Origin of the sequence: Streptomyces sp. WELS2 (assembly GCF_013870595.1) — a bacterium.
Lineage (GTDB): Bacteria > Actinomycetota > Actinomycetes > Streptomycetales > Streptomycetaceae > Streptomyces.
The window spans coordinates 1-1,206 of the sequence record NZ_JACBWZ010001294.1 but is presented as its reverse complement, the minus strand read 5'-3'; the positions used below and the strand labels follow the sequence as shown (position 1 = coordinate 1,206).

General features: G+C 75.8%; 1 protein-coding gene. It reads left to right on the top strand.

Translation table 11 applies throughout. The features are described from left to right. Positions 1 to 53: 53 nt before the first annotated feature. Positions 54 to 1,206 (top strand): NAD(P)/FAD-dependent oxidoreductase (locus H5J33_RS35850; protein WP_181798813.1); only part of this gene is annotated, 1,153 nt, incomplete at its 3' end.

Here is a 1,206-nt window from a genome sequence, read left to right as displayed (position 1 = left end):
GCCGCCGAACGCCGCGACCGGTTCCGCGCCGCCGTCGCCGCCCTCCTCGGCCCGTGACCGTCACCGCGACCGGACCGCTCCCGCGGACGCCGTACGACGTGGCGATCGTCGGCGCCGGGGTGGTCGGCTGCGCCATCGCCCGCGAACTCGCCCGCCACCCCCGGCTGCGCGTCGCCCTCGTCGAGGCCCAGGACGATGTCGGACAGGGCACCTCCAAGGCCAACACCGCCATCCTGCACACCGGTTTCGACGCCACCCCGGGCACCCTGGAGGCCCGGCTGGTCCGTGAGGGCCACACCCTGCTCGGCGCCTACGCCGCCCGAACCGGCATCCCCGTCGAACGGGTCGGCGCCCTGCTGGTCGCCTGGGACGAGGAACAGCTCGCCGCCCTGCCCCGGCTGGCCCGCAAGGCCGAGGACAACGGCTGCCACGACACCGCCCTGCTCGGACCGGCAGAGCTGTACACCCGCGAACCGCACCTCGGCCCCGGCGCGCTCGGCGCCCTGCACGTCCCCGGCGAGAGCGTCATCTGCCCCTGGACGACCACCCTGGCCTACGCCACCCAGGCGGTCCGCGCCGGCACCGACCTGCACCTGAACACCGCCGTGCGGGACGCGCGCTGGGACGGCGGACACCGGCTGACCACCAGCCGGGGCACCCTGTACGCCCGCCACCTGGTCAACGCGGCCGGACTGCACGCCGACACCCTGGACCGCGCCCTCGGCCACGACGACTTCACCGTCACCCCGCGCCGCGGCCAGCTCCTGGTCTACGACAAGTTCGCCCGCCCCCTGGTGCGGCACATCCTGCTGCCCGTGCCGACCGCCCTCGGCAAGGGCGTCCTGGTCGCGCCCACCGTCCACGGCAACGTCCTGCTCGGCCCCACCGCCGAGGACCTGGACGACAAACACGCCACCGAATCCACCGCCGAGGGGCTCGCGGCGCTGCGGGAGAAGGGCCGGCGTATCCTGCCCGCCCTGGTGGAGGAGGAGGTCACCGCCGTCTACGCCGGGCTGCGCGCGGCCACCGGGCACGAGGACTACCGCATCACCGCCCACCCCGGGCAGGCGTTCGTCACCGTCGGCGGTATCCGCTCCACCGGACTGACCGCCTCCATGGCCATCGCCGCCCACGTCACCGGGCTGCTGGCCGGCGCCGGGCTCGACCCCGGCCCGGTGCGCGAACCCGGGCCGGTGACCCTGCCCG